The organism is Roseateles sp., assembly GCF_036404855.1.
Taxonomy (GTDB): domain Bacteria; phylum Pseudomonadota; class Gammaproteobacteria; order Burkholderiales; family Burkholderiaceae_C; genus Pelomonas.
The window spans coordinates 1-8,681 of record NZ_DASWYS010000279.1 but is presented as its reverse complement, the minus strand read 5'-3'; the positions used below and the strand labels follow the sequence as shown (position 1 = coordinate 8,681).

The window sequence follows — 8,681 nt, the reverse complement described above, 5'->3', positions numbered from 1 at the left end:
CGCCTCCCGCACCCCCTCCTCACCTGCCGCCACCCCATGACCGACCTCTTCCGAGCGCTCAGCCCCGACGACCTCGTCGACCTGGTCCACCAGCAGCCGCTGGCCTGGATCGTGTCCGGCGCCGCCGGCGCGCTGAACGCGACCCCCCTGCCCGTGCAGCTGACTTGCGATGCCGACGGCAAGCCCGCCCGGATCCTGGGCCACTTCGCACGGCGCAACCCGCACCTCGCCGCGCTGGCTAGCGACTCGCGCGCCACGGTGTTGCTGATCGGGCCGCAGGGCTATGTCTCGCCGTCGTGGTTCGCCGACCGCTCGCAGGCGCCGACGTGGAACTACGGCATGGCCATCTTCACCGTCGATGTGAAGTTACTGGACACGCCAGCCGATGCGCGCCGGCTGCTGGGAGGCCTGGTCGACCAGGTCGAGCACGACCGCCCCGGCCGCTGGCGCGTCGACGAGATGGGCGCGCGCTACGAGAAGCTGGCCGCCAACATCGTCGGCTTCGAGGCCGACGTGCTCGACGTCCGCGCCAAGTTCAAGCTCGGCCAGGACGAACGCGACGACGTGTTCGCCGACATCCTGCGCGGCCTGGACATCCTGGACGAAACCGATCTCTCGGGCTGGATGCGTCGCTTCGCCAAGACACGTCCGGCCAGCGCGCTGGCCGCTGCGCAGCCGCCGGCCGCGCCACTCGACCCCGAGATCAAGCAGTTCATCGACGAGGTCGTCCGTGTCGGCCGCGCACTGCGCGCTGAGCGGCAACTCGCCGTCGGCCGGCCGCTGACCTGGCCCGAGCACCGCGAGCTGGCGGAGAAGTCGCGTGAACCCTGGCGCCAGGGCGGCCCCGTCATTGCCGAGACCCGCGAGACGGTGGTCGAATCCGCCGCCGGGCCGTTGAAGCTCCGCATCTACGACCCGGCCCCCGGCCAGGACAAGCCCACGTTGGTGTACCTGCACGGCGGTGGCTGGGCGCTGTTCAGCCTGAACACGCACGACCGCCTGATGCGCGAGTACGCCGCGCGCAGCGGCATGGCCGTCGTGGGCCTGGACTACGCCCTCGCCCCCGAGGCCCCCTACCCGGCCGCCCTGCACCAGGTCGTGGCACTGGTGCAGTGGCTGGCACGGCAAGGTGCCAGCCTGGGCCTGAACGGCGAGGCGCTGGCGCTGGGCGGCGACTCGGCCGGCGGCGTGCTGTCCATGGGCGCGGCCCTGCGGCTGCGCGACGGCGGTGAACGCGGCGCGGTCAAGGCCATCCTCAGCAACTACGGCGGCTTCAGCTCTGACATGTCGCCGACGGCCCGCCAGCAGTACGGCACCTACGCCGACATGCTCAGCGGCGCCGAGGTCTCACAGTTCTGGGACAACTACATCGGCGCGCTCAAGGATCGCCGCGACCCCTATGCGGCACCAGTGCTGGCCGGACTGCACGACCTGCCACCAGTCTTCCTCGTGGTGGGTGAGTGCGACGTCTTCACCGAGCAGAACTACCTGATGGCGGGCCGCCTGCTCGAAGCTAGCAATGCCGTAAAGATCAAGGTCTACCCCGGTGCTCCGCACAGCTTCCTAGAAGCCGTCTCGATCTCACGGGTCGCCAGCGATGCCATTGAAGATGGCGCCACCTGGCTGCGCCAGGTGTTGCAGTTCGCCTTGCCCCCCCTGAGCGGAGCGTCGGCATGAGAGCTCCCCTTCAGTTAATTACCACCGCGCTGGCGCTTAGCACCGGCCTGTCAATCGCGAAACCGCCTGCTCCGCCACTCAACTACCGCGTACAGGCAAGCACCCCGAGCCAGGAAGGCAGCTTCGATTACCTGTCCGTGGAGCAACCCTCCGGGCGAGTCTTCATCGGCCGATCATTCGGCGTCGAGGTGATGGAAGGTGGTCGCATGACCACCGTGCTGGAGCGCAAGACCGTCGCTTCCGTGCTGCAACTCGGCGCTGGGCAGCTGCTGACCACGAATCGGGGCATGGACTCGGCCACGATCATCGATAGCGCCAGCAATCGCGTGCTGGCCGACATTCCGACGGGCAAGTCGCCAGACGGCGCGGCCTACGACGCGCGCAGCGGGCTGGCCTTCGTCATGAACGGCGGCAGCAAGGACATCACTGTCATCGACATCCAAGCACGCCGAGCGGTTGGACGCATTGGTCTGGACGCAACGCCCGAGGCCGGCGTGGTCGACGGGGCCGGGCGCCTGTACGTCAACCTCGAGGAGACGAACGAGATCGCCGTGATCGACATCGCCACGCGTCGCGTCACTGGAAGGTATGCGCTGGCCGGTTGCGAGGAACCCACCGGCCTGGCCCGCGACCCCGCCAGCGGCATTCTGGCCGCAGCCTGTCGCAATGGCGTGCTCAAGTTCATCGACAGCCGCGATGGCCGCGACCGCGGCCAGCTGGAAATCGGCAAGGGCGCGGACACATCGATCTTCGACGCGGCGCGGCGCGTCGGCTTCGTGCCATGCCTGGACGGTACGTTGACGGTCTACCGGCTTGACGAAGCCGGCCATGTGGTCAGCGCGCAGCGGCAGGCGACGCGTGCAGGTGCCCGTACGGCCGCCTACGACAGCGCACGCGACCGGCTGTACCTCGCCGTAGCCGACGTGGAGCTCGATGCGGCGGGCAATTACCTGAGGGCCCGGCAGAACTTTCAGGTGCTGACGCTGCGCCCGGACGTCAGCAAGCACTGAACACCTCATGCACATCCATAAAGAAGGTTGGCCTCGGGTTGCCTTCATCGGCGGCGGCAATATGGCAAGCGCCATCATTGGCGGCCTGATTGCGGCGGGGCATTCTCCCGAGAGTCTGTTGGTGATAGAGCCACACGTGCCACAGTCTCTGCGGCTGCGCCAACGGTTTGGCGTGCAGGTCGACGCCGTTGGAGGGACTCTGCTGGGCTCGGCCGATGTCGCGATCTGGGCCGTGAAGCCACAGGCGTTCGACCAGGCCGCGGCGACATGTGCACCCTTCCTCGGCGACGCGCTGCATCTGTCGATCATGGCGGGCATCCGCAGCGACGCGATCACCCTGGCGACCGGAAGCGAGAAAGTCGTCCGTGCCATGCCGAACACCCCCGCGATCATTGGCGAAGGCATCGCCGGCTTGTACGCATGCGCGGCGGTCACAGACGAAGGCCGGTCCATGGCCGAGGCCTTGCTGGCGCCTACCGGTGAGACGCTCTTCGTCCCTCGCGAGGCTGATCTCGACGCGATCACAGCGCTGTCAGGATCCGGCCCGGCCTATGTCTTCTACTTTCTCGAGGCGATGGTGCAGGCGGCGGTTGAGATGGGCCTCGATGTCGAGAAGGGCCATCGGCTCGCAATGAGCACTTTCAAAGGGGCGACAGCGCTTGCCTTGATTTCTGACCAATCGCTAGAGGCGCTTCGAAACCAGGTTACGTCCAAGGGCGGCACCACTCATGCGGCCTTGGCGGCGATGGAATCCAGCGGGGTGAAGGCAGCCATTGTGGCTGCGATCCGCACAGCCCAGGCACGGGCCTGTGAGTTGAGCAACATACATGGCCGCCAATCCTGATCGGCGTGATGTGGACTCAGCACTGGCCACCAAACCAACATACCGAAATTGCCGCGGCTTTTGTGGGGTCAGACCTCGCCCATACGCTGCGTTTGCAACACGCCACTCGTTCTCATCGGGAAGTCGCATGAAGCGATTTGCCCATCGCTTGGCCATTCTTTCAACTCTGATCCTGGCAAGCACTGCCGCGCACGCAGGTGCGCCACTGACGACCGAAGATGCAGATGTTCTGGGCGATGGGGACTGTGAGGCGGAGGCTACCTGGGCGCGAAACGGAACCCTCGTCGATGGCCTGCACAAGCACTATGAGTCCGGCGTGAAGTTCGGATGCGGCATAGTGAGGCGCGCACAAGTCGGCACTACATTCGGAAGATCACGGTCGGACACAGATCTGTCGGACAGTCTTGGCATATCTGGAAAGCTGTCCCTGCTGGACTCTTCGGACGGCGGCCTTGGAATCTCTGTGGCCTGGGAGATGTCTGCCTACCTTCAGCGGCGCGAAGCCAGTCGTTGGCAATCCGCCCGAATCGCACTTGTGGCCAGTCAAGCGTTAGGACGCTCTGTACGCGTGCATGCCAATCTTGGCGCGATGCATGCGCATGTCGAGCGCGCAGAAACGCCGTTCTGGGGCGTGGCGGCAGAGTGGTCGGCCCGAGACGATCTGAGCCTGCTGGTCGAAAGCTACGGCGAGCGCCATGCCAAGCCCACACTGGCGATCGGATTGCGCTTCAGTCCGCGTGAGCTCTTGACCATTGGGCTTTTGAAATCCCGAGCCGGCGGCTCGCCCAGTTGGAACAGCCTTGGAATCAGCGTTAATCTGTCGCTCTAGGGCAGGGGGGCGGTTGCCAGGTCGCACCGCAGCGCAAACCTAAGTTTGCCAATATCGACAGATGCGCATCCGTCGCCCAAGTCATTGAAGACTCTAGGTTGCAGAGCAGTCGCTGGTGAGCTTCCGCTATCACCCTGAAGCGGCCAGCATCTCCGCATTCGGCGCTAGAACGCGTGGCGAGTCGCCGGACACGCTGCCCTGTGTGACATGACACATCCGGATAAGGTGCTCATCGGGCGCCGGATTCCTTGCTCAGCAGACGCTGGACCTGGTGCTCAGGTCGCGTCGGAATGTGCGCCTTCAAACGGACTGGCCGGAATCTAGTCGCAGATCCCATTGCAGACGCGTCCAAAGAACCTGTCGCCGGATCGTCATGGGTCTCAGCGTACCGCCTGAAGCGCTGCTCGCTCAGCGAGACCCCGATGCCCCAAGAGAACGGTCCCTTCGACACCGTGAATGGGGACCGCAAGGACGGGCCGATTGGTCTCTGGTTCCAGCCGAGGTTGGGAGGCCAAATCAAAGCCTCACCTGCAAAAGCCTGCGAGGCATTCACTCGCATCGAACCGCCGGGGTTCCAGGTGTCTGCGGAAGGTGTCGTCAGCGCCCTTCCCCTGCGGATGCTTCAAACACGCTCCATGCCATCGAGCGCCGTCTTCCGCAGTTCAACCATCACCTCGGCCAGGCTGGGCCCCAGTTCTTCCCAGGCGGCGACGTCGAAGTGGCGGGGGCGGCGCAGCTGCGAAGTCTGCGCGCGCCGCAGCCGGCGGCCGTTGCAGCCAAAGACGATGCTGTTGCCGCAGTCCTGGCCCTGCATGACGACGACGCGCTCATCGAACACGCGTTTGATCCGCTCGATGTGCAGGGCGTAGTCGCAATGACCCATGTACAGGTTGACCACCAGCACGCCTTCCGGCTGCAGTGATTCACGGCAGTCCTCGTAGAAGGCCTGCGAGCACAAAGCGGGCGGGATGCCGTCTGGGTCGTAACCGTCGACCATCAAGACGTCCATGCGATGCGGCGGTGAGCGCACGAAGTTCGCGCCATCGCCTCGGTGCACCTTGAAGAACCCGTCGTCCGGCGGGACATGAAACACGTCCCGCAGGGCGATCACGTGCGGATTGATCTCGACGACGTCGATGCGCGCCTTCGGCAGGTAGCTGCGGCAGAACTTGGCCAGCGAACCACCGCCGAGTCCGACCATGCCAATGGTGTCTGGCCTGTCGTTGAACAGCAGGAAGCCCATCATCGTGCGGGTGTAGTCCAGGTCCAGGGCAAGCGGCCTGAGCAACTGCATCCGGCTCTGGATTTCACTGATGGAGAAGTGAAGCGCCTTCGTTGTGAGCGTCTCGTAGACGAAGGGCTTGACATGGTCCTCGGCGTTGGCGGTATCAGGCATGGTCTGCGAAGTGGTCGGCGAAGAAGTCGCCCGCGCCAGCCCTCCTCGCTCCCGGGGACCGGGAGACTTTCAACGCTGCTGGCAGCCGGTTCGGCCTCGGCAATAGGACAATTTTATTCACATTCTATATGTTCTCAATTATCATGTGATTAACATAGGAGCATCCTGATGGAGCAGAAGACCGCACGCCTGACCGTCCTGATCGACCCGGACAAGAAGAAGGCCTTCGAGGCGCTCTGCGCGGAGCAGGACGTCACGCCCTCGCAGGTGGTCCGGCGTCTCATCCGCGACTACCTCACGGCCCACGGCGTCGACTTCGGCGCGGGCGACGCCCGGGCACCGAAAGCCGGCTGACCGCTTGCCGCAGGAGCGATGGCCCTGCAGCCCTCGGAGCGTGCGTGCTCGCACGGGCACGCAAAGCGCTTCCCTATCGACCCACTGAACACCCACCGATCCCCCAATGTCAATCCTGCCCGCCTGCCCCAAATGCGCCTCCGTCTATGCCTACGAGGATGGCGCCCAGCTGATCTGCCCGGAATGCGGGCACGAATGGTCGGCGCAAGCCGCCGACGCGGTCGCCGATGAGGTGCGCGTCATCAAGGACGCCGTGGGCAATGTGCTTCAGGACGGCGACACCGTCACCGTCATCAAGGATCTGAAGATCAAGGGCTCGTCGCTGGTGGTGAAGGTCGGCACCAAGGTCAAGAACATCCGCCTCACCAACGGCGACCACGACATCGACTGCAAGATCGACGGCATCGGCGCCATGGGGCTGAAGTCGGAGTTCGTGAAGAAGGCCTGAACGGGCTTGCCGTTGATCACCGGCGAAGGCGGCGTGGCCGCCATGCACCACCGGTAACTCCGGACGTGCCTGGTTCGAGCCCAGGCCGGGGAGCCCTCTCAAGAAGCCTCATCCGCGAAAGCGGATGGGGCTTTTTCCTTGGTGCGCCCAGCATGGGCGCACTCCTACGGGTGCAAGTCCCGTCGTAAGTTGATCACGACGAACGAAGCGAAGCGCAACTGCACGAGGGCGACCGAGTGTGGGAAGGAAGCGTGGAGCGTAAATCGCGAGCCGATGAACAAGAACCGCATAGAAGGCGCTGCCGAGCAGGGCGAGCGGGCAAAGAGCCGCGAAGCTCTCGTGATCAAGGCGAAGCGGCGTAAATGCAGCGGTTGTGCGATGAAGGAGTGCGTTCTTACCTGGGGACGCCTCGCCTTGTGGCTGAAAGGCCGACGGCGCTGCCGGAGCGAGGTCTCAGCAGAGGTCGTAGTAGCCGGGTAGCGGGGCCGCGGAGGCCACCAGCGAGAGGTGAAGGACCGAACGAGAGCAAGTGACCGAGGACCTGGGAATGTCAAAGGCCATGCGTCAGATGCCGGAGCGATCCGGGCGGGCGGGGGAAGGGCGCGGTGAAGCCGCGCTCCAACCTGCCAGCGACGAAGCCTGCGGCCCGTCCCAGGAGCACCAGGACATAGGGTCAGCAATGCAGAAGGTGGGGGCTGGCACCCTGCTGAAGGCGGCACTGACGAGAGAGAACCTGCAAGCGGCCTGGAAGCGGGTCAAGGCCAACAAGGGCGCAGCGGGCGTGGACGGGCTCGACATCGAGCACACACAGCGCTTGCTGCAAACGACGTGGCCCCAGACCCGCCAAGAGTTGCTGGCGGGGACGTACCGGCCACAGCCAGTGCGCAGGGTAATGATTCCCAAGCCGGACGGCAGCCAGCGCGAGCTGGGCATCCCGACGGTGACGGACCGACTGATCCAACAGGCGCTGCTGCAAGTGCTGCAGCCGCTGATCGATCCCACCTTCAGCGACCACAGTCACGGGTTCCGGCCGGGCCGGCGTGCGCACGACGCGGTGAAAGCCGCCCGGGCGTACGTCCAAGCCGGCAAGCGCGTGGTGGTGGACGTGGACCTGGCGAAGTTCTTCGACCGTGTGAACCACGACATCCTGATGGACCGGCTCAAGAGGCGCATAGCGGACAAGGCCGTCCTGCGGCTCATCCGTGCGTACCTGAACGCCGGCATCATGGGTGGCGGGGTGGTGGTGGAGCGCCAACAGGGCACACCACAAGGTGGGCCGCTGAGCCCGCTGCTGGCCAACGTGCTGCTCGACGAAGTGGACAGGGCGATGGAGGCGCGGGGCTATTGCTTCGCGCGCTATGCCGACGACTGCAACGTCTATGTGAGCAGCGCGAAGGCCGGCGAGCGGGTGATGGCGTGGCTCAGAACGATGTACGGCAAGCTGAAGCTTCAGGTCAATGAAGCCAAGAGTGCCGTGTGCAGCGCCCTCGGGCGCAAGTTCCTGGGCTACGAGCTGTGGGGAGCCAAAGGGCGGGACGTGAAATGCGCGGTGGCCGACAAGGCCCTGGGCAACTTCAAAGCCCGAGTCCGGCAGCTCTCCGGGCGCTCCAGCGGACGCAGCATGACGCAGGTGGTTCGAGGGCTCAGGCCGTACCTGCTGGGCTGGAAGGCGTACTTCGGGTTGGCGCAAACACCACGGATCTGGCGCGAGCTGGACGAGTGGCTGCGCCATCGACTGAGGGCGCTACAGCTCAAGCAGTGGAAGCGCGGCACGACCATGTATCGGGAGCTTCTGGCCTTGGGGTCTACGCCTTCTGCTGCGCGACAGGTAGCGGCCAACGGCCGCCGCTGGTGGCGCAACAGTGCGAAGGCCCTCAACTCGGTGCTCACGATCTCTTGGTTCGACCGGTTGGGGCTGCCCCGTCTCTCATGACCTCAAACTCTCGAACCGCCGGGTGCGGACCCGCATGCCCGGTGGTGTGGGAGGGGCACGGTCAGATACTCTGACCGCCCCTATCCCGATGGGCGCTCAGGCCCGCCGTTATGCTGGCTCGCCATGGACGTCATCACGCTGCTCGTCGCGGTGCTGGTCAACGCACTGCTGATGAGCCTGGCCCTCGCCG

The 8,681-nt window shown here is 65.2% G+C and carries 8 protein-coding genes; 7 read left to right on the top strand and 1 reads right to left on the bottom strand.

The genetic code is table 11. The features are described 5' to 3' along the window. The 4 genes from VGF12_RS18500 to VGF12_RS18485 all read left to right on the top strand — a co-directional run. On the top strand, positions 1-1,677 hold a 1,677-nt coding region (locus VGF12_RS18500), incomplete at its 5' end, for an alpha/beta hydrolase fold domain-containing protein (RefSeq protein ID WP_331177517.1). Continuing rightward, entirely contained in the window at positions 1,674-2,687 is a 1,014-nt protein-coding gene (locus tag VGF12_RS18495) for a YncE family protein (protein ID WP_331177516.1), read from the top strand. The genes VGF12_RS18500 and VGF12_RS18495, both read left to right, overlap by 4 nt. A 7-nt stretch (positions 2,688-2,694) precedes the next feature. Beyond that, entirely contained in the window at positions 2,695-3,531 is an 837-nt protein-coding gene (gene proC / locus VGF12_RS18490; RefSeq protein WP_331177515.1) for a pyrroline-5-carboxylate reductase, read from the top strand. A gap of 127 nt (positions 3,532-3,658) precedes the next feature. Beyond that, positions 3,659-4,360, top strand: coding sequence for a hypothetical protein (locus tag VGF12_RS18485; RefSeq protein WP_331177514.1), 702 nt, complete (start codon positions 3,659-3,661; stop codon positions 4,358-4,360). Between the two features lie 622 nt (positions 4,361-4,982). Here VGF12_RS18485 and VGF12_RS18480 read toward each other — a convergent pair. After that, positions 4,983-5,756 (bottom strand): transferase, encoded by a 774-nt coding sequence (locus tag VGF12_RS18480; RefSeq protein WP_331177513.1) that lies wholly within the window; start codon positions 5,754-5,756, stop codon positions 4,983-4,985. A 168-nt stretch (positions 5,757-5,924) separates the two neighbouring features. On the opposite strand from VGF12_RS18480, the gene VGF12_RS18475 reads away from it, so the two are divergent. The 3 genes from VGF12_RS18475 to ltrA all read left to right on the top strand — a co-directional run bounded on the left by VGF12_RS18475 (position 5,925) and on the right by ltrA (position 8,491). Continuing rightward, positions 5,925-6,110, top strand: a complete 186-nt coding sequence (locus VGF12_RS18475; RefSeq protein WP_331177512.1) for a ribbon-helix-helix protein, CopG family — start codon at positions 5,925-5,927, stop codon at positions 6,108-6,110. A gap of 106 nt (positions 6,111-6,216) precedes the next feature. Then, the gene (locus tag VGF12_RS18470; RefSeq protein ID WP_331177511.1) at positions 6,217-6,558 is read left to right on the top strand and encodes a zinc ribbon domain-containing protein YjdM; all 342 of its coding nucleotides are present in this window, start codon (positions 6,217-6,219) and stop codon (positions 6,556-6,558) included. Positions 6,559-7,099: 541 nt separating this feature from the next. Next, entirely contained in the window at positions 7,100-8,491 is a 1,392-nt protein-coding gene (ltrA, locus tag VGF12_RS18465; protein ID WP_331177518.1) for a group II intron reverse transcriptase/maturase, read from the top strand. Positions 8,492-8,681 lie beyond the last annotated feature (190 nt).